16 protein-coding genes are annotated in these 18160 nt (G+C 70.4%); 9 read left to right on the top strand and 7 right to left on the bottom strand.

The features are described from left to right. Nucleotides 1-30: 30 nt before the first annotated feature. A complete protein-coding gene (locus tag Aco03nite_RS46360) occupies nucleotides 31-321 on the bottom strand; it encodes an STAS domain-containing protein (protein WP_203808412.1) in 291 nt (96 codons plus the stop codon). Next, nucleotides 321-4634 (bottom strand): SpoIIE family protein phosphatase, encoded by a 4314-nt coding sequence (locus Aco03nite_RS46355; RefSeq protein WP_203808409.1) that lies wholly within the window; start codon nucleotides 4632-4634, stop codon nucleotides 321-323. The genes Aco03nite_RS46360 and Aco03nite_RS46355 overlap by 1 nt, the downstream gene beginning before the upstream one ends. Before the next feature lie 187 nt (nucleotides 4635-4821). Between Aco03nite_RS46355 and Aco03nite_RS46350 the strand changes: the two genes are divergently transcribed. Further along, nucleotides 4822-5238: a nuclear transport factor 2 family protein gene (locus tag Aco03nite_RS46350; RefSeq protein ID WP_239145991.1), complete on the top strand. Its 417-nt coding sequence runs from the start codon at nucleotides 4822-4824 to the stop codon at nucleotides 5236-5238. Between the two features lie 113 nt (nucleotides 5239-5351). On the opposite strand, the gene Aco03nite_RS46345 is transcribed toward Aco03nite_RS46350, so the two are convergent. Continuing rightward, a complete protein-coding gene (locus tag Aco03nite_RS46345; protein ID WP_203808407.1) occupies nucleotides 5352-6170 on the bottom strand; it encodes a tetratricopeptide repeat protein in 819 nt (272 codons plus the stop codon). A gap of 1155 nt (nucleotides 6171-7325) precedes the next feature. Here Aco03nite_RS46345 and Aco03nite_RS46340 point away from each other — a divergent pair. Beyond that, nucleotides 7326-7877, top strand: coding sequence for a thymidine kinase (locus tag Aco03nite_RS46340; protein WP_203808405.1), 552 nt, complete (start codon nucleotides 7326-7328; stop codon nucleotides 7875-7877). A 348-nt stretch (nucleotides 7878-8225) separates the two neighbouring features. On the opposite strand, the gene Aco03nite_RS46335 is transcribed toward Aco03nite_RS46340, so the two are convergent. Continuing rightward, complete coding sequence (locus tag Aco03nite_RS46335; protein WP_203808403.1) at nucleotides 8226-9689, bottom strand: GGDEF domain-containing protein; 1464 nt, start codon at nucleotides 9687-9689, stop codon at nucleotides 8226-8228. A 77-nt stretch (nucleotides 9690-9766) separates the two neighbouring features. On the opposite strand from Aco03nite_RS46335, the gene Aco03nite_RS46330 reads away from it, so the two are divergent. Further along, the gene (locus tag Aco03nite_RS46330) at nucleotides 9767-10132 is read left to right on the top strand and encodes a BlaI/MecI/CopY family transcriptional regulator (protein WP_239145990.1); all 366 of its coding nucleotides are present in this window, start codon (nucleotides 9767-9769) and stop codon (nucleotides 10130-10132) included. Here the strand turns inward: Aco03nite_RS46330 and Aco03nite_RS46325 are convergent. Next, the gene (locus tag Aco03nite_RS46325; protein ID WP_239145989.1) at nucleotides 10129-11058 is read right to left on the bottom strand and encodes a M48 family metalloprotease; all 930 of its coding nucleotides are present in this window, start codon (nucleotides 11056-11058) and stop codon (nucleotides 10129-10131) included. The genes Aco03nite_RS46330 and Aco03nite_RS46325 overlap by 4 nt on opposite strands. A 150-nt stretch (nucleotides 11059-11208) precedes the next feature. Here Aco03nite_RS46325 and efeU point away from each other — a divergent pair, with 150 nt between their 5' ends. From efeU to Aco03nite_RS46305, 4 genes are read left to right on the top strand one after another with little or no spacing between them, the layout of a single operon-like run. Further along, nucleotides 11209-12039 carry an iron uptake transporter permease EfeU gene (gene efeU / locus Aco03nite_RS46320; protein ID WP_203808396.1) on the top strand — a complete coding sequence of 277 codons (831 nt, stop codon included), beginning with the start codon at nucleotides 11209-11211 and terminating at the stop codon, nucleotides 12037-12039. 9 nt (nucleotides 12040-12048) lie between these two features. Next, nucleotides 12049-13185, top strand: coding sequence for an iron uptake system protein EfeO (efeO, locus tag Aco03nite_RS46315; RefSeq protein WP_203808394.1), 1137 nt, complete (start codon nucleotides 12049-12051; stop codon nucleotides 13183-13185). Next, complete coding sequence (gene efeB / locus Aco03nite_RS46310; protein WP_203808392.1) at nucleotides 13182-14396, top strand: iron uptake transporter deferrochelatase/peroxidase subunit; 1215 nt, start codon at nucleotides 13182-13184, stop codon at nucleotides 14394-14396. Before efeO ends, efeB begins: the two co-directional genes overlap by 4 nt. 9 nt (nucleotides 14397-14405) lie before the next feature. Continuing rightward, entirely contained in the window at nucleotides 14406-15551 is a 1146-nt protein-coding gene (locus Aco03nite_RS46305) for an alcohol dehydrogenase catalytic domain-containing protein (protein WP_203808391.1), read from the top strand. Here Aco03nite_RS46305 and Aco03nite_RS46300 read toward each other — a convergent pair whose 3' ends face one another. Beyond that, nucleotides 15552-16394 (bottom strand): hypothetical protein, encoded by an 843-nt coding sequence (locus Aco03nite_RS46300; RefSeq protein ID WP_203808389.1) that lies wholly within the window; start codon nucleotides 16392-16394, stop codon nucleotides 15552-15554. It lies immediately after the preceding gene. Between the two features lie 66 nt (nucleotides 16395-16460). On the opposite strand from Aco03nite_RS46300, the gene Aco03nite_RS46295 reads away from it, so the two are divergent. Both Aco03nite_RS46295 and Aco03nite_RS46290 read left to right on the top strand, forming a co-directional pair. Next, nucleotides 16461-17171, top strand: coding sequence for a helix-turn-helix domain-containing protein (locus Aco03nite_RS46295; RefSeq protein WP_203808387.1), 711 nt, complete (start codon nucleotides 16461-16463; stop codon nucleotides 17169-17171). Beyond that, a complete protein-coding gene (locus Aco03nite_RS46290; protein ID WP_203808385.1) occupies nucleotides 17168-17746 on the top strand; it encodes a DinB family protein in 579 nt (192 codons plus the stop codon). Before Aco03nite_RS46295 ends, Aco03nite_RS46290 begins: the two co-directional genes overlap by 4 nt. 7 nt (nucleotides 17747-17753) lie before the next feature. Here the strand turns inward: Aco03nite_RS46290 and Aco03nite_RS46285 are convergent, their stop codons facing one another. Next, nucleotides 17754-18122, bottom strand: a complete 369-nt coding sequence (locus Aco03nite_RS46285; protein WP_203808383.1) for a VOC family protein — start codon at nucleotides 18120-18122, stop codon at nucleotides 17754-17756. Between the last annotated feature and the right edge of the window lie 38 nt (nucleotides 18123-18160).

Here is an 18160-nt window from a genome sequence, read left to right as displayed (position 1 = left end):
GTCTCGGGCGAGGTCGGCCGGGCCGGGCGGTCAGGCCCAGCGGACCGTCGTCATTTCGGACAGGCCGGAGATCTCCAGCAGCGGCGCCAGGATCGGGCCGGTCAGCACCTCGATGTGGTCGGCCTGGACGAAGAGCGCCGCCAGCCCGGCGCTGTCGAGGTACTGCACGGCGGTCAGGTCCACCGTCAGCGGGGATCCGGCCGCCGAGGTCACCGCCGACGTCAGGGCCGCGGCGAAGGTCTCGGCGTTGCTCATGTCGATCTCACCGGCCGCCGTCAGAACCGCCCCGGGGCCGGTGGTGAGAGTGAGCGCGGTGGTCATCAGGAGATCCTCGCCTGCATGTCGACGATGGTGCCGGAGGTTCCGGAGGTGACGGTAACCGCCTGCATGAACGCGCGCATCAACTTCAGACCCCGGCCGCGGTACGGGTTGGCAGTCGGGTCGGGGTTCTTCCACATGCCGGTGTCCGTGACGATCAGGCGCAGGTCACCGGCGGTGGCGGCGGCACGGAGCCGGATCTGGCCGCCGGGGCTGTCCCGGTGCCCGTGCTCGATCGCGTTGGCGCATGCCTCCCCCGCCGCCACCAGGATGTTCTGGGTGGTCGCCGCGTCGACGCCGCAGCGTTCGAGCCAGCCGCGCAGTGCCGACCGGACCGGGGCGAGCCGGCCCGATTCGGCGGGGAATTCCAGTTCGAGGGGGCCGGGATGACGGTAGAGCAGCACGGCCACGTCGTCGTCGTAACCGTTGTCGGGGGTGAGCCGGTCCATGATCTCGGTGGCCAGGTCCTCGATCGGGGTGCCGAGCCCGTGCCGGACCGCGGTGCTGGCCTCGCTGATGCCGCTGGACAGCGGACGGCGGCGGCGTTCGACAAGACCGTCGGTGTAGAGCAGGAGCGTGGCGCGGGGTGGCACGGTGAACTCGGCTTCCGGCCGCTCGGCGCCGGCCCGTACCGCGACCGGCCTGGATCTTCCCTGGTCGAGGAGGTGGGTGCTGCCGTCGGGGTGACCGACGATGGCCGGTGGGTGCCCGGCGCTGGAGTAGACCAGGTGGCCGGTGCCGGGGTCGAGCACTCCGCAGAAGACGGTGGCGCAGGCCGCGCCGGGCAGCATGGCGGCGAAGACGTCCAGGGACATCAGGGTGCGGGCCGGGCTGGAGTCCCGGAGCAACAGCGCACGGCAGGCGCTGCGGAGCTGGCCCATGACGGTGGCCGCTTGCAGGCCGTGCCCGACACAGTCACCGACGACGATGCCGATCCGGCCGTCGGCGAGTTCGATGGTGTCGTACCAGTCGCCGCCGACCTTGAGCGGCCGGGTGGCCGGTTCGTACCGGACCGCGAATCCGCTGGGCAGCCGGTCCGGCCCGAGGATGGCACGTTGCAGCGCGAGGGCGGTCTCCCGCTGCTGGTCGATCTGGTGGATCCGGTTGAGGCCCTGGCCGAGGTGCCCGGCGAGCAGGGCCAGCAGGGTCTCGTCGGCGGTGGAGAACGGACGGGCCGGGCCGGGTTCGATCCACAGCACCATGGTGCCGGCGGGGTGTTCCAGGGTGATGCCGCTGCCGGCGTGTTCCTCGGTGACCGGGGTGAGCACCGGCCGGGCCCGCAGCGCCAGCAGGGCGGCCCGCCGCTGCTCGGGCAGCGTCTCCCAGTTCAGGGCCGGGTCGGTGCAGGTCACGGCGGGGCTGCTGCTGTCGTCGAAGACGGCCGCCAGGACGTAGGTCGCCTGCCAGATGTCGCGCAGTTCGGCCAGGACCGCGGTGAGCGCGCCGTCCAGGTTCTCGGCCTCGGACAGGCACAGGCCGAGGGCGGCGAGTGCGGAGTCCCGCTGGACGGCGTGCTGCTCGGCGGTGACGTCACGGAAGGTGCCGACGATGACCCGGCGGCCGGTCTCCGGGTCGCGGACCTGGTTGAACGCGGCCGCCGCCCACAGCCGCCGGCCGTCGCGGTGCACGACCGGGATGGTGTAGGCGCCGTACGGCCGGTCGAGCAGCATGGCGAACGAGTCGGCCACGGCGCGGTGGCCCTCGACGTCGCTCTCCCGGTCCGGCCACCACGGGTGCACCGGGAGGTAGGGCAGACCCTCCGGCCCGTACCCCAGGATGTCGGTGAACGCGCTGTTGATCTCGATGATGGCGCCGCTCTCGTCGCTGACGAAGAACGCCTCCTGCAACGAGTCGATCAGGGCCGTTCGCCAGCGTGCGTGATGGTTGCGCAGCCGGGCCAGGTCGACGTTGGCACGGACCCGGGCGAGCAGTTCGGCGGCGGAGAACGGTTTGAACAGATAATCGTCGGCGCCCGCGTCCAGGCCCTCGATCGACGCCTCCTGACCGGCCCGGGCGGACAGCAGCAGCACCGGGGTGCCGGCCGTCCGCGGGTCCGCGCGCAGGGCCGCGACCAGCTGCAACCCGTCGAGACGGGGCATCATCACGTCGCTGACCACGATGTCGGGCACCTCGGCGCGGGCGGCGTCCAGGGCGTACCGGCCGTCGACGACCGCGGTCACCCGGTGACCGGCGGAGCGCAGCAGCCGGGTGAGGTAATCGCGCATGTCGGCGTTGTCGTCGGCGACCAGCACCGACGTGCCGGTGCCGGGCACGGGGCCGGCAACCGGCTCCAGGGCGGCCCGGGTGGGCGGCGAGGCGCCGCCGGGCGGCAGCCAGCGCAGGGCCTCCTGCAGGAAGGGGTCGGCGTTGGTCGAGAGCGGCGTGGCCGGGTCGGGCTGAGCCGAGGCAGCGCCGACCGGCGAGGGACGGGACGGGGTGGCTTCCCGGGAGCCGCCGGCCACGGGCACTCCGGTGTAATCGGGGAGGTGGGCGTGACCGAACGGGAGGCGGATGGCGAAGGACGTACCCCGGCCGGTCTCGCTCTGCGCGGCGATCGTCCCACCGTGCAGCCGGACGAGTTCCTGGACCAGCGCCAGGCCGATGCCGCTGCCCTCGTTGGAACGCGAGCGGGCGTTCTCGATGCGGTGGAACCGTTCGAACAGGCGGGGCATCTCCTCCTCGGGCACACCCACGCCGGTGTCCGTGACGGTGACGACCGCGTCGGGACCGTCGGCGCGCACGGCCACCCGGACGCCCCCGTCGAAGGTGAACTTGAGGGCGTTGCTGAGCAGGTTGAGGACGACCTTCTCCCACATGCCCAGGTCCACGTGCACCGGTTCGGGCAGCGGCGGGCAGTCCACTTCGAAGGTGAGCCCGGCCCGCTCGATCGCCGACCGGAATGCGCTGGCGAGTTCGGCGGTGACAGCGGACAGGTCGACCGGTTCGTACCGGGCCTGCATCCGGCCGGCTTCGATCCGGGAGAAATCGAGCAGCGTGTTGACCAGCTTGCCCAGCCGCAGGCCGTTGCGGTGGATGACCTCGATGCCCTCACGGACCTCGTCGCCGGCCGATGTGAGGCGGGCGCGCAGGTCCTCCACCGGACCCATGATCAACGTCAGGGGGGTACGGAACTCGTGGCTGATGTTGGAGAAGAAAGTGGTCTTGGCACGGTCGAGCTCGGCCAGTTCTTCGGCCCGCCGCTGCTGGGCCCGGTAACTGCGGGTGCTGGCGATACCGGCCGCGACGTGGCCGGCGACCAGCTCGAGAAATCCGCGGTAGGAGTCGTCGAAGGGCCGGTGACGGTTCAGGCCGGCGACCAGGAATCCGTAGGGCGTTCCACCCTGCCGGGGCAACGGGAGCACCAAGGCCCGCGTGGGCGGGTCCGGCCAGACACCGGTCGGCAGGCCGGCGAACGGCTCGCCGGCCAGTTCGACAAGCACGGGCTCCCCGGTGGCGACCCGGTCGGCCGGCCACACCTCCGGAGCGGTCGCCCGGTGGGCGCTGACGAACCCGGTTTCGGAGCCTCCGGCGTCGGAACCAGGAGCGGGATACACGCCGTCGGAACCCGTCGCCAAAGGCGTGCCCTCGGGCTCGGTCGCGGGATGCGTGCCCTCGGACCCGGGCGTGGGGTGGGGGTTGTCGAAACCGGTCGACGCGGCGAGTTCGGGGCGGCCGTCGTCGCCGAACAGGTAGGTGAGGGTGAACGGCAGGTCAGCCTGGTTCCGGCCGAGCTGCCGGCTCGTGAACGCCAGCATCTCCCGCTCGGTGCGGGCCACCGACGGGTCCGAGCCCAGGTCCCGCAGCGTGCCCATCCGGCGCTCGCCGATCACCTGATCGGTGTCCTCGCTGACCACGCACAGCATGCCGACCAGACCGCCCTCGTCGTCACGCAACGGACTGTAGGAGAACGTGTGGTACGACTCCTCCGGGTACCCGGCCCGCTCCAGGAAGAGCAGCAGACCCTCGTCCCAGGTGGCCTCGCCGGTGCTGAGCACGGTGTCGATGCGGGGGCCGATGTCGTCCCAGATCTCCGCCCACACCTCGCGGGCCGGGCGGCCCAGCGCCCACGGGTACTTCTCGTGCAGCGTGTGCCGGCGGTAGGCCGCGTTGCAGAAGAAGGTGAGCTCCGGGCCCCACGCCATCCACATCGAGAACCGCGACGACAGCAGGATGCTGACCGCGGTCCGCAGGCTCTGCGGCCACTGCTCCGGCTCGCCCAACGGGGTCGCCGCCCAGTCGACGGCGGCGAGGTCGGTGCCGACCTCGGGATCCGCCGAGAAGGTGTGCGGCGACGGCAGACGTTCGATACCGCTCATCGCAGAAGCTGTCTCCTCGCCGCTGTCCGACAAAAATACGTTAACCGCCGGCGCTCTGATCCGCTGCTCGGGGTCAGCCCTCCCAGCTATCCGAAACAAGCCTTGCCAAACCACCGCGCCGGCATTGATCCGGTCATCGACCGGAGTGGGCCCGGCGGCGTACAGTCCGGAACACCTAGTCAAAAAGTTGACTATCCTGGAGGTCATCATGCACCCGTTCCGGCAGGCCGTGGAAGCCCGGGACAGCGCCGCGATCGAGGCGCTGCTCGCCGACGACGTCGTGTTCACCAGTCCGGTCGCGCACAAGCCGTACTCCGGCAAGCCGATCACCGCCGCGATCCTGCGGGCCGTGATGCGGGTCTTCGAGGATTTCCGGTACGTCCGCGAGTTCGACGCCGGCAGCGATCACGCGCTGGTCTTCGAGGCGACGGTCAACGGCAAGAAGATCACCGGATGCGACTTCCTGCACACCGACGAGAACGGGAGAATCGACGACCTGATGGTGATGGTGCGGCCGCTCTCCGCGGCGAACGCACTGGCCGAGGCGATGGCCGCCCAGTTCCCACAGATCCAGAGCGAGGCGCTGAGCGGCCGGCATTCCTGAGCAACGGACGGTTCTCAGCGGCCGGTGGTCCTGAGGCGCCGACGGTTCTGAGGCGCCGACGGTTCTGGCGACCTTTGAACCTGGGCGGATGGCGGTGGGCTGTTGGGTGGGTGCTACTGGAAGGGGGCTGCCCAGCGGCGTACCACGCGGAAGCCTTCGGTCTGGCGCAGCCAGAAGTAGCCGTAGGCGGGGGTGTCGCCCAGATAGGGGCCGATCTGGTCGAGCAGGTCACGGGAGTCGTCGCGGCCTCGTGCGGACAGGAAGTGCGCCAGCGCCAGCCAGTGGCGGAGCATGATGCCTCGGCCCAGCAGGCTCGGTTCGCCGGCCGCGCGCCACTTGGCGCCGCACACGGCGACCTCCTCGGCCACCTCGGATCGGCGGAAGTGTGCGGCCTTCGCCGACAGGGAGCCGTCGCGGCTGTCGAACCCGTACTCACGTAGGGCGAACTCGAAATGGGCCAGTACCGGCAGCATCGTCACCGGGGAACCTGGCGGCGCACCCGCGGCGACACTGCGGGCCGCGTCGAACATCTCCGCGTGCGAACCGAACCACTTCTCACAGACGAAGGAGACCCTGCTCAGGTGGGCTTCGAAGTTGAGCGGGTCTCGGGCGGTCGCCTCGGAGATCGCCGACATGAACGCGCGCCTGTCCCCGGTGGCGAACATCGAACCCGCGATCGACACCCAGGGGTACGGGTCGGCTGGACTGAGCCGGATGGCCCGGCGCCCCGCCTCGGTGGCCAGTGCGGACAGACGCTCGAACTCACGGGACTGTCGGCGGCTCGTGTGCCGGGCTGCCCCGCCACCACGGGCCGACCGCGCCTGGTCCAGCAGAGCCTGCGCCCGGAGCACCGCGGCATCCGGATCGTCCGGGACGGCGGCCTCCCACTCGGCGAGCCATCGCAGTTCCCGTCCCGCGGCAGCGGCGAGCACGGTCAGCCGACGGTCACGCAGTTCCCGGTCCGATGCACCAGAGCCGGCATCGGCCCCGACCTCCGACCTTGCCGTGAAGCCGGCACCGGACCTCGCCGTGAAGCCGGCACCAAACCTGGCAGCGGGGTCGGCGCCAAACCTCGCGGCCGGGTCGGCAGGGAACCCGGCGCCGGGGTCGGCACCGAACCTCGCCGCCGGATCGGCAGGGAACCTGGTGGTGGGGTCGGCGCTGGGCCTCGCCGCCGGATCGGCGGGGAAGCTGGTGGTGGAGTCGGCGCTGGGCCTCGCGGTCGGGTCGGTCGTAAATCTGGTGGCGGGGTCGGCGCTGATTCCTGCGTTGGGGCCAACATCGAACCCAGTGGTGGTCCCGGCGTCAGGCTCGGAGGTGGGCCCGGGGGTTGATTCGGGTGTGGGCTCGTTGATGAATCCGGGCGTGGGTTCGTTGATGGGCTCATTGGTGGGCTGGGTGGTGGACGCGGCGGCGGGCTCGGTGGCGGCCAACAGGTCGCGGGCGGCCGTCCACTCGCCACGCACGGCACGGTCGCGTGCGTCGCGTAGTTCCCGGTCGGCTTGGGCGTCATCGATATCCGGCCGGAAGCCTCTGCGGAATGGCCCGAACACCCGGCCATCATATCGACCACCATCACCCTGAAATCGACCTCGCCACGCGTGAATAAAAGAGGAAGCGGTTCAATCACGCCGTTGAGGAGCGGCAGGGCGGTCGCCAACACTTATGAACTGAGTAGGCGTCTGCGGCAAGGACGGATTTGATCACGGCGGGATAGGTGAGTGTCACGTAGTGGGGCGCACGCCGTGAGCGCGTGAGACGGCAGTGGCTTTGATCGCTGTGCGGGTGTGCGGGTGTGCGGGTGTGCGGGGTGTCAGGCAGTGGGGCGCGCGCCCCAGGGCTTGTGGATGTGCCTGCAGGTGGTCGCGGCTGGTCACGGTGGAGAACGGGTGGTTGCTGGTCAGCGGGGCGGCGGTTGCTGGCTGGCCCGACGGTGGTTGCTGGCTGGTGGTTGCTGGCTGGCGGGGTGGTGGTTGCCTTGCGTAGTTGGGGGGAAGGGCTTTTCTTGTTTTTGGGGGTTTGGGTGGGTGGGACTGAGTGGGCCCTGCGTGTGGGGTGGTTCGGGGTGGGTGGCAGGGTCTGCGGGCATGGACCTGACCGTGATCCTTGGCCCTATGAAGGGCGGCAAGTCGCTGGAGATGATCAGTCTTCTGTCTCCGCTTGAACATGCTGGTATTCCGCACCGGATTTATCAGTCGGCTCGGCATGGGCGGGACACTGCTGTCACCTCTCGGTCCGGGGGGAGTTTGCAGACCGTCAAGGTTCGGTCCCTGGCGGGGGCGGCTGACGGGGACGTGAAGTGGATCGGGGTTGATGAGATCCACATGTTCACCACCGATGACATCGCTGTGCTCGGGGTTGCTGTTCGGCGTGGGATCAAGGTGGTCGTTGCCGGGATCGATCTTGATCATCGGGGGCTGTTGTTCGAGCCGGTTCGGGCCCTGTTCGAGCTGGCTCCGGAACGGGTCATCTATCGGCGGGCGGTTTGTGACGTTTGTCGGTCGCTGGATGCCACGCACACCCAGGTTCTGGAGCATGGGAAACCGATGATTCGTGAGCTGGCGCCCTCTACGGCGCTACCGGATGACGGCACCTACTCCTACGAGGCCCGCTGCCGGCGATGCGTGGTCCTGCCCTAGGAAAAACGATCAACCCCAGGAAGGACGACCGGCCCCGAGAGGGACGATCGGCCCGGGAGAACGACCCCGGGAGGGACGACCGGCCCGGGAGGACGGCTCGGGAAAAACGACCAGGACAAGACGGCCTAAATAGGGCGGCCGGGCGGGAAGACGGGAACGGCGCGGAAGGGCACGAGGACGGCGGCGGGAGGCCGGGACAGCGGTAGGAAACCGGGACGGCGGCGGGGGCCTGGGCGGCGGTGGCAATCCGGAACCGCGGCGGCAGGACGGGACCGCGGCGGGAGGGCGGGACCGCGGCGGGAGGGCGGGACCGCGGTGGGTGGGCGGGACCGCGGTGGGTGGGCGTACTCAGGCGGCTGTTTCCAGTTTGCCTTTGCCCTGGTGTTTGGCTCGGTACATGGCCTGGTCTGCGGCGTTCAGGACCTGTGTGGGCTCTGCGGTTGCCAAGCCCACGCTGGCTCGAACCGTTGCCGTGTCGCCGGATGGGAGGGTGCACGGGGTGGAGAGGGCTGCCGCTATCCGGTCGGCCACCTTCTCGTACTCCCCCTCGGGGCGTTCGGTCAGCAGGACCGCGAACTCGTCGCCGCCCAGGCGGGCCGGGAGGTCTCCGGGGTCCAGGCTCTCGCGCAGGCGGGCCGCGGTCTGGATCAGGACCGCGTCGCCGGCGGCGTGGCCGTAGCGGTCGTTCACCGGCTTGAAGTCGTCCAGGTCCAGCAACAGGACCGCCACCCTGCCCTCCGCCTCGTGCAGGCGGCCCAGGAAACCGGCCCGGTTGGCCAGGCCGGTCAGGCTGTCGGTGAACGCCATCGTGTGCAGGCGCCGGGTCAGGCTGTCGCGTTCGGCCAGCAGGTTGGCGTTGTCGATGAACGCGGTCAACTGGCGGGCGACCACGATGCCGGTGCAGACGATCGCGCCGACCTGGATGATCCAGGCCCGGACGTCCAGGCCTCGGGTGAGCAGCGTGACGATGAGCAGCGCGTAGAGGCCGGCCAGAGCGAAGTACGGCAGCAGGCTGTACGGCCGTTGCCGGGCGGTCGGCAGGGCCACGTCCCCGGCCCGGTAGTCGGTGTGCTCCCGCCACGCGGCCAGGAGCAGCAGGATGTGGCAGCCCATGGTCAGCACGAAAACCGGTCCGGGACGTCCGGCGCGGGCCAGCTCGGGGCCGAGTGTGCGGGCCGTGGCTTCCAGAATCGCGGCGAGCGGGCCGATGATGCCGACGTGCCAGCGGAACGGCGCGGACCCGCTCAGGTAGAGCCGGCCGACGGCGAACGCGACCAGGGTCGCCACCACCGGCCCGGCCACCACCCCGGCGACGGCTCCGGCAGCGAGCACGCTGGTCACCGACCAGTACAGGCCGATCGCGGCGACCGCGGTGACTACTGTGGCCAGGTCCAGGTGGAAGCAGAGGCGTTCCCGCCCGGAGCGGTGCGGCAGCGGGTAGGTGGCCATCACGCCGATCATGATGATGCCGCCGAGGCCAAGTCCGACGGTGCGGGCGAGCCCGGTGCCGGACTGGGCTGTCAGCGACAGCGGGTCGGTGAGGGTGATGGCGAGCTGGATCCAGTCACCGATGGCGAAGATCGCGGCGGCGCCGACGAACGCCTGGAAGAACCGTCGCTGCGGGGCGCCGGGCGCCATCAGCCGCAGGGCCCGCGCCGAGTACCAGGCCATCCCGGTGGTGAAGACGGCGGCCGTCAGCCAGCACAGGATCACCGACAGCGCCGGACCGCCCCAGCCGTTGAGGAAGACGGCACAGAGTACGGCGGTCAACGCCACGGCGCCGATGGGGAAGCGGTACCGGTTCAGCGACACGCAGTTACATCGGCCGCGAGAGAGACGGGTTGAGGCAGAGGGCGGGCTGTCACAGGAGGCATCGGTAGACTTGAGTGGTGAGCGAAGCGGAGAGCCGCCGGAGACCCGGTGAGCTGGAGGGACAGATCCTGGCCGTGCTCGGTGGGGCCCATTCCCCGCTCACCCCCCGCGAGGTTCTCGACCGGCTCACGCCACCGCTCTCCTACAGCACCGTCGTCACCATCCTCACCCGGATGCACGACAAGGGCATGACCGCCCGATACCGCGAAGGGCGTGCTTTCCGGTACGCGCCATTGACCGACGCCGACACCATGGCCGCCGGGCGGATGAGCGCCCTGCTCGGCTCGGGTGTCGACCGGGGCACCGTGCTCCGCCGTTTCGTCAGCACCCTGGAGCCGGGTGACGCCGAACTGCTGCGGCAGCTGTTCGACGACAAGGGTTAGAGCTGCGCGGCGTAGAGCAGCTCGCCCAGATCCCAGACGCATTCGGCGGTCCACGCCAGGTCGAACAGCGCCACCCCGATCGGTGCCATCAGGAGCAGCGGTGACCACACCCGTAGCGGGCTGAGCAGGGACGCCACCCGGCGTGGCACGGCACCGGCGCGCCGCAGGTCGCCGGCGGCCGGGGCCATCCGCAGTCCGGCCGCGCCGGAGGAGACCAGGGCGGCCGCGCCGATCGCCCGGGCGACCGCCCGCCGGTCGTGCACCCGGACGGCGGCCTGCTCGTCGGCGGCGCGTTCGACCAGGTAGTCGATCCGGCGGGTGAGCAGCCGGAACGCCGGGTGGACGGCGGCCGCGAGCCGGGTCAGCAGGATCAGCCGGTGGTGACGGCCGCGCAGGTGGGCGTCCTCGTGGGCGAGCAGTGCCGCATATTGCGTGTCGTCGAGGGCCGCGCGCATGCCGGTGGTGACGACGACCCGGCCGTCGGGCACGGCGAAGGCGGCGGCCCGGTCGTCGTCGATCAGCACGACCCGCCCGCCGGCAGAGAAAGCGGAGGAGGCGGAGGAGGCAGGCGAGGCGGACCGGCCCGTGAAGTGCCGGACTGCCGCCGTCTCCACCCGGTGCACCCACCAGACCCGGGCGATCCCGGCGGCCGCGACCGCGCAGAGGGCCACCGACAGCCAGGACACCCACGGTTCGTGGGCGGTGTCGGCGCGGACGATCCGGTCGGAGAAGTGGAAGTACGCCCCGACCACGGGCAGTTCGGCGATCGCCTTGAGCCCGAAGGCACCGATGGTGACCAGGCAGGCGGCCGCGGCGGCGGTCAGTGACAGCACCAGGAAGCGGACGGCGGCGTCGGGGCGGAGCCGGTCGGCGAGAAACCGGATCGCGAGCGTGACCAGAATCGGGCAGATCACTACTGATGACACAAAGTGATCGAACACCACCGGCTCCGTTCCGTACGGAACCACAGTGTGCCACGGGACGCAGAAGTGCCCAGCGACTGGACACCGAGGGTAGGCAACCCTAATCTACAGCCTGTAGAAGCAAAGTAAGGCAAGCCTTATGGAGGCCGGTTCATGTTCGCCACCTACCTCATCGGGCTGCGGGAGGGGCTGGAGGCCACTCTCGTGGTCAGCATCCTCATCGCGGCCCTGGCCAGGTCAGGGCGCCGCGACCGGCTCCCGCAGCTGTGGGCCGGGGTCGCCGTGGCGGTCGTGCTGTCGGTGGTCTTCGGCTGGCTGCTCAGCTACACCTCCACCACCCTGCTCCAGCAGTATGAGCAGAGGGAACTGTTCGAGGCCATCACCTCACTCCTCGCTGTCGCCTTCGTCACCTGGATGATCTTCTGGATGCGCCGGGCCGCCCGGTCCATCGCGGGTGAGCTGCGCGGCAAGCTCGACCAGGCGCTGAACCTGGGCGCGGCGGCGGTCGCCCTGATGGCGTTCCTCGCGGTCGTCCGGGAGGGCCTGGAGACGTCGCTGATCTTCTACTCGGCGGTGCAGGGCGCGGTCGACGACAGCGGCCCGCTGTACGCCCTGCTCGGCGGCATCGCCACGTCGATCGTGATCGGCTGGATCATGTACGCGACGACGGTCCGGATCAACCTGACCGTGTTCTTCCGCTGGACCGGCGTGCTGCTGATCCTGGTGGCCGCCGGAATCCTCAAGTACGCCGTGCACGACTTCCAGGAGGCGGACGTCCTGCCGGGACTCAACACCCTGGCGTACGACATCAGTCCGGTCCTTGATCCTTCGGCCTGGTACACGGCGCTGCTCACCGGCATGTTCAACGTCACCCCGACGGCGAGTGTCCTGGAGACGATCGCCTGGGGCGCGTACGCCGCACCGGTCCTTCTGCTCTTCCTCACCCCGCAAAAAAGCAAGCCCGCTCCCGTTCCGCAGTCTTAGGAGATTCGCGTGCGCACCACCCATCGACTGTTCGCCCTCGCCACCGCTGGGGTTCTCGGCGCATCCCTGACCGCCTGCGGCTCCGACTCCGCCACCACCGAGACCGACGGCGGCGGCCCGATCACGGTGTCCGCCACCGACACCGGCTGCGAGGTGGCGACCACCACCGTCAACGCCGGGACCAGCGTCTTCGCCATCAGCAACAAGGGCCAGAAGGTCACCGAGTTCTACGTGTACGCCGCCGGCGACCGGGTGATGGCCGAAGTGGAGAACATCGCCCCCGGGCTGTCCCGCAACCTGCACGTCGAGCTGCCGGCCGGCACCTACGAGACCGCCTGCAAGCCGGGCATGATCGGCAAGGGCATCCGCGGGCCGCTGACAGTGGAAGGGTCGGCCGCCCCGCTGACCGACGACGCCGCACTGCTGGCCGCCACCGAGAGCTACCAGCGGTACGTGAAGAGCCAGACCGCCGCCCTGCTGGAGAAGACGACCGAGTTCGTGCAGGCGGTCAAGGACGGCAAGATCGACGAGGCGAAGGCGCTGTTCCCGGTGGCCCGCACGTACTGGGAGCGGATCGAGCCGGTCGCCGAGATCTTCGGCGATCTGGACCCGCGCATCGACGGCCGCGAGGAGGTCACCGAGGAGGGCCTCACGTTCGGTGGTTTCCACCGGATCGAGAAGGACCTGTGGGAGACCAAGGACATCTCCAAGTCCGGGCCGATCGCCGATCAGCTGCTGACCGACGTCAAGGAGATCGTCACCAAGGCGAACGCCGAGAAGCTGTCCCCGCTGCAGCTCGCCAACGGTGCGAAGGCGCTGCTCGACGAGGTCGCCAGCGGCAAGATCACCGGCGAGGAGGACCGCTACTCGCACACCGACCTGTGGGACTTCAACGCCAACATCGAGGGATCGAAAGCGGCCATCGCGTCGCTGCGCCCGGTCCTCGAGGAGCGTGATCCGGAGCTGGTCAAGACCCTGGACACCGAGTTCGCCAACGTGGACACCGCGCTGAGCGCGCACCGCTCCGGGGACGGCTGGAAGCTGCACACCGACCTCACCGAGGCGGACCTGAAGACGCTGTCCGACGCGATCAACGCCTTGGCCGAGCCGATCAGCAAGGTCGCGGCCGTGGTCTCCGGCAAATGACGCCACTCTCCCGACGGCGAGCCCTCACCCTGGCCGGGGTGGGGGCCGCCGGCCTTTCCCTGGCCGCCGACCGCGGCCTCATCGGTAAGTCGGACGAAATACCTTTTTTAGGCCAATATCAGGCGGGCATCGTCACGCCCGCCCAGGACCGGCTGCACTTCGTCGCCCTCGACGTCACCACCAGGGACCGGGACCGGCTGATCAAGCTGCTCAAGGACTGGACGGCCGCCGCCGCCCGGATGACCGCCGGGCGCGACGCCGGGGAGATCGGCGCGGTCGCCGGCATCCCGGAAGCGCCGCCGGACGACACCGGTGAGGCGCTCGGGCTGCCGCCGGCGCACCTGACGATCACGATCGGATTCGGACCGGCGCTGTTCGACAGGTTCGGGCTGTCCGCCCAGCGGCCGGCCGCGCTGGAGGAACTCCCCCGGTTCACCGGCGACACCCTGGACGCCGCCCTCTCCGGCGGCGACATCGCGATCCAGGCGTGTGCCGACGATCCGCAGGTGGCGGTGCACGCGGTCCGCAACCTGATCCGGATCGGGATGGGCGCGGTCAGCGTACGGTGGTCGCAGCTCGGTTTCGGCCGCACCTCGTCGACGAGCACCGGGCAGGCCACCCCGCGCAACCTGTTCGGCTTCAAGGACGGCACCCGCAACCTCAAGGCCGAGGAGACCGACGCGCTGCGCGACCACCTGTGGGTGCAGCCGGGCGACGGGCCGGAGTGGCTGACCGGCGGGTCGTACCTGGTCACCCGCAAGATCCGGATGCTGATCGAGACCTGGGACCGGTCGTCGCTGACCGAGCAGGAGACCATCGTCGGCCGGTACAAGGGCTCCGGGGCGCCGCTCGGCACGTCCGGCGAGTTCGACGAGGTCGACTTCGACTCGGTCGGCGCCGACGGGCAACCGCTGCTGCCGGCGACGTCACACGTGCGGCTCGCGCATCCGGACACCAACAGCGGGGCCCGGATGCTGCGGCGCGGCTACAACTTCGTCGACGGCTCGGACGGGTTGGGGCGGCTCAACGCCGGGCTGTTCTTCATCGCCTACCAGCGCGATCCGCGGACCGCGTTCATCCCGGTGCAGCGCAGTCTCGCTGCCCGGGACGAGATGAACGAGTACCTCCGGCACGTGTCGAGCGCCCTCTTCGCCTGCCCACCCGGACTCAGCGGCCCGGAAGACTACTGGGGGCGGGCGCTCTTCGGGTAGAACGAATCGATGAACGTCGTCACGGTTCGGGACACGAGACTGTCGGTGGCCGAGCGCCCGATCCCGGTGCCCGGCCCGGGCCAGGTGCTGGTGCGCGTGCTGCGGGCCGGGATCTGCGGCTCCGACCTGCACGTGCGCCACGACGCGGACACCAGCGCGGACGTCGCCGCCGAGGTGGGGTACCCCGACTTCATGCGCCGCTCGGACGAGGTGGTGCTCGGGCACGAGTTCACCGGCGAGATCGTCGCGTACGGGCCGGGCTGCCGGGCGCGCTGGAAACCGGGCGGCCGGGTCGTCTCGCTGCCGTTGATCCGCATCGACGGCGCGGTCCACATGATCGGGCTGTCGACACACGCGCCGGGTGGGTTCGCCGAGTACATGTTGACCGACGAGGACGCCTTGATGCCCGTACCGGCGAATGTTGATCCTGACCTTGCGGTGTTGACCGAACCGCTCGCCGTCGCCCACCATGCCGTCCGGATGAGCGGCCTTCGCCGCACGGACCCCGCGGTCGTCGTCGGTTGCGGTCCCATCGGGCTCGCGGTGATCCTCCTTCTTCGAGCAGCCGGTGTACGTCACATCGTGGCGAGCGACCCGTCGCGTCCCCGGCGTGAGCTGGCGTCCCGGTGCGGGGCGCACGTCGTCGTCGATCCGGCGACGGACCCGCCGTGGGACCGTCTCGGCGACGGCCCGGCCATCGTGCGGAACGCGCCCGACTACTACCGCACCGGGCTGGAGGCGATGCACACGCTGCGCGGGGTGCCGTTCCTGCCGTGGCGGCCGGTGATGCGGGCGGCGAAACGGTTCGGCGCCGGCCCGCGCGGCCCGGTGGTGTTCGAATGTGTCGGCCGGCCCGGGGTGATCGAGGACATCGTCACGCACACCCCGTTCCTGTCCACGGTCGTGATCGTCGGCGTGTGCATGCGACCCGACACGTTCCGCCCCACCATGGCGATCAACAAGGAGCTGCGGTTGCGCTTCTCGTTCTGCTACGACCCGGCCGACATCGCCGACACGCTCCGGATGATCGCCCGCGGCCGGCTGAACCCCCGGCCGTTGATCAGCCGGGTCATCGGCCTGCCCGAGGTGCCCGCCGCCTTCGACACCCTGGCCGACGCCCGCGAGGCCAAGATCCTGATCGACCCGAGCCGCTGATCACAGGCGATCGTACGAGGTGAGTGTGTTGATCGCCTGCAGGGTGACCATGCCTCGCCACTCCAGCTTGGACGCCGTGGACGGGGGCTCCCACGCCACCGGCCAGCCGCCGTCGTCCTGCTGGGCAGCGGCCAAGGCGTCCAGGTGGGCGTCGATCTGGGCGGACGTGAAGTGGGCGCGCCACGGGGAGTCCGCCGTCGGGGCCACGTGCAGCGGGGTCAGACCGTACGCGCCGGGTGCGGGTGTGGGGTGGAAGAGATCGTTGGCGGTCAGCTGATCCAGAACGGACGGCGCCGCTGCCAGGGCCCGGTCGCGGTCGGGGACGTGCGCCAGGAACAGCAGGACCTCGGACAACGCGTGGGCCTCGTCGGGGAGCTTTCCCGCGTCGATGACGTCCCAGCAGAAGGCGGTAGCCGTGGTGCGCCACGGGTGATCAAAATCGAGCTGGTGGAGGAGACCGGCCAGGCCGGCGGTCGGGTTGACGCCCGGCGCGTAGGTCCAGTCGGTCCAGTGCGCGGCCCGCGGGTAGTCCTCGATCACCGGGAAGGCTAGCGGCACCGCCCCGTCGATCGTCACGCTCGCCAGGTAGTCGCAGGCGGGGCCGAGCAGGTCGGCGGGAGCCGCATGAACGGTGGCCAGGGCCTGGAAGGCGATCTCCACGTCGATCGGGAGGCTGGCGGGACAGCGTTTGTCCGGTTCCAGGCCGTGCCCGAAACCGCCGTCCTCGTTCTGATAGGCGCGCAACGCGCTGATCACCGCGTCCGGGCGGCCGGCGAAGAGATGGCGTTCCAGCAGGCGGGCCTCACGGTCCAGGAACCGGCTCGCGGCGAGGAGAGTGCTCATGCCGGTAACGCTAGGTGTTCGAGCGCGGGGACGCTTGTAGGAAACGGACGCGGGAATACTGGGACCATGTCATACGCCGAATGGGTGCCGCCCGTGTCGTTGCGGGCTTCGGTGGCGTGCCTGTGGCGGCGGGACGTGGTGGCCGATCCCGCACCGGGTGCGATCCTGCCGGACGGGTGTGTGGACCTGATCTGGGAGAACGGCCGCGGGGTGTTCCTGGCCGGCCCCGACACCCGCCCTGTTCCGACGGTTCCCGGCAGAGATCAGATTCTCCGGGGTGTACGGTTCCGGCCCGGCGCCGGTGGCACGGTCCTGGGACTGCCGTTGGATCCGCTGCGTAACCTCCGCGTCGACCTGGCCGAGCTGCACCCGTCGGCGGCCCGGGTCCTGCACGGTGACCTCGATCCGGACGAGGCACTGCGTCGTCTGGTGGCGATGACCGGCGCGTTCGCTGAGGAGCGCCCGCCGGATCCGATGTTGCTGGCGGCGGCCCGGATGCTGAACGACCCGGCGACGCGGGTCCACGAGCTGGGCGCCCGCCTGGAGATCAGTGAACGCCAGTTGCGGCGGCGGTTCACCGCGGCGGTCGGTTACGGGCCGAAGACCCTGCACCGGGTGCTGCGCTTCCAGCGGTTCCAGCGCATGCTCGGCGGGACCGGCGGGCTCGCCGAGATGGCGGCCCGGGCCGGTTACACCGATCAGGCCCACCTGACCCGGGAGTCGGCCGAACTCGCGGGACAGTCACCGGGCGAACTTCAGCGGACAATGCGGGCATGACGGAGACCAAGGACTTCCTGCACTCCTACCTCAAGGAGAACCGGGAGGCGCTGATCTGGAAACTCGACGGGCTGAGCGAACGGGACGCCCGGCTCCCCCGCACCGCGACCGGCAACAACCTCCTCGGCCTGATCAAGCACTGCCTGAACGTGGAGGCCGGGTATTTCGGGGCGACGTTCGGGCGGGAGTTCCCCGGCCACGCCGAGCTGCTGCCGCTGTCGATCTACGACGAGGACCCGCAGGCGGACTGGTACGCGCGGGCGGACGAGACGAAGGACGGACTGCTCAGCTTGTACGAGCGGGTCTCGGCGTTCGCCGACGCGACGATCGAGGAGCTGCCGCTGGACGCCCCGGGCCGGGTGCCGTGGTGGCAGCCCGGCCGGCAGGAGGTGACCCTGCACCGGATCATCGTGCACGTGACCGCCGACGTGGCGCGGCATGCCGGTCACGCCGACATCCTGCGCGAGCAGCTCGACCAGGCGACCGGCCTGACCGCAGGCAGCGACAGCCTGCCCGGCGGCGTCGACTGGCCGGCCTACGTCACCAAGCTGACGAACCTGGCCGACCGCTTCTGATCAGCGCTCAGGCGCGGTCGTGCAGGGTGATCCGGTAACCGTCCGGATCGGCGAAGGTGAAGGTGCGGCCGAACGGGCCGTCGATCGGCGCGGCGGTGATGGTGTGACCGCCCGCTTCGAGGGCGTCGTGGATGGCCTGGACATCGGTGGCGTGCAGCCAGATCGCGGCGCCGATGCCGGGCTGCTCGACGGCGGCCAGGTCGGTGCCGGGCACGATGTCGCGCAGCGCGAACGCGATAGGCGTCGTGGTGAAGACGACGGCGTGCGGCGGGCCGGCCGGCGATCGGACCAGGCCGAGGTACTTCTCGTAGAACGCCTGCGAGGCGTCCAGGTCGCGCACCTGCAGGGAGATGAAGTCGGGTCCGGTGACGGGCATGTGGTGCTCCTCCAATAGGTCATGTCAGTTTACTGACA

Origin of the sequence: Actinoplanes couchii (assembly GCF_016862075.1) — a bacterium.
Taxonomy (GTDB): domain Bacteria; phylum Actinomycetota; class Actinomycetes; order Mycobacteriales; family Micromonosporaceae; genus Actinoplanes; species Actinoplanes couchii.
This window is presented reverse-complemented; position numbering and strand designations above follow the sequence as displayed.

What these genes read in the sequence shown, in the direction of transcription:
- Aco03nite_RS46360 (WP_203808412.1), bottom strand. Translation starts at nt 321, where the DNA reads ATGACCACCGCGCTCACTCTCACCACCGGCCCCGGGGCGGTTCTGACG.
- Aco03nite_RS46355 (WP_203808409.1), bottom strand. Translation starts at nt 4,634, where the DNA reads ATGAGCGGTATCGAACGTCTGCCGTCGCCGCACACCTTCTCGGCGGAT.
- Aco03nite_RS46340 (WP_203808405.1), top strand. Translation starts at nt 7,326, where the DNA reads ATGGACCTGACCGTGATCCTTGGCCCTATGAAGGGCGGCAAGTCGCTG.
- efeU (WP_203808396.1), top strand. Translation starts at nt 11,209, where the DNA reads ATGTTCGCCACCTACCTCATCGGGCTGCGGGAGGGGCTGGAGGCCACT.
- efeB (WP_203808392.1), top strand. Translation starts at nt 13,182, where the DNA reads ATGACGCCACTCTCCCGACGGCGAGCCCTCACCCTGGCCGGGGTGGGG.
- Aco03nite_RS46305 (WP_203808391.1), top strand. Translation starts at nt 14,406, where the DNA reads ATGAACGTCGTCACGGTTCGGGACACGAGACTGTCGGTGGCCGAGCGC.
- Aco03nite_RS46300 (WP_203808389.1), bottom strand. Translation starts at nt 16,394, where the DNA reads ATGAGCACTCTCCTCGCCGCGAGCCGGTTCCTGGACCGTGAGGCCCGC.
- Aco03nite_RS46295 (WP_203808387.1), top strand. Translation starts at nt 16,461, where the DNA reads ATGTCATACGCCGAATGGGTGCCGCCCGTGTCGTTGCGGGCTTCGGTG.
- Aco03nite_RS46290 (WP_203808385.1), top strand. Translation starts at nt 17,168, where the DNA reads ATGACGGAGACCAAGGACTTCCTGCACTCCTACCTCAAGGAGAACCGG.
- Aco03nite_RS46285 (WP_203808383.1), bottom strand. Translation starts at nt 18,122, where the DNA reads ATGCCCGTCACCGGACCCGACTTCATCTCCCTGCAGGTGCGCGACCTG.